The 504-nt window shown below is 49.2% G+C and carries 1 protein-coding gene; it reads left to right on the top strand.

All coding sequences use genetic code 11. The features are described from left to right. On the top strand, positions 1-504 hold a 504-nt coding region (locus D8802_RS10070; RefSeq protein WP_221762823.1), incomplete at both ends, for an SHIRT domain-containing protein.

Below are 504 nucleotides of genomic sequence, written 5' to 3'. Positions count from 1 at the left end.
TACACAGATACTGTGAACGACGGCACTTGGACCTTCAAGGGTTACGACGCAGTTAGCGCCGTTGTCAACAAGTCCGATGTAGAATTTGTAGGAAAGTGGGCCTTTGAAGCTAAGAAGTACCAAGCTACTTACCGCTTCGAGAGTGAGACAGCAGGTAAGACTCTTCCAGCAGCCATCGCAGCATTGACTCCAAGTGACAGTGCAACTTATGTGAATGGTGCCTCTGTTTCCGCTCAGCAACCATCTCAAACCACATACACAGATACTGTGAACGACGGCACTTGGACCTTCAAGGGTTACGACGCAGTTAGCGCCGTTGTCAACAAGTCCGATGTAGAATTTGTAGGAAAGTGGGCCTTTGAAGCTAAGAAGTACCAAGCTACTTACCGCTTCGAGAGTGAGACAGCAGGTAAGACTCTTCCAGCAGCCATCGCAGCATTGACTCCAAGTGACAGTGCAACTTATGTGAATGGTGCCTCTGTTTCCGCTCAGCAACCATCCATC

It is taken from the genome of Streptococcus oralis, from assembly GCF_003943395.1.
Lineage (GTDB): Bacteria > Bacillota > Bacilli > Lactobacillales > Streptococcaceae > Streptococcus > Streptococcus oralis_BF.
This window is presented reverse-complemented; position numbering and strand designations above follow the sequence as displayed.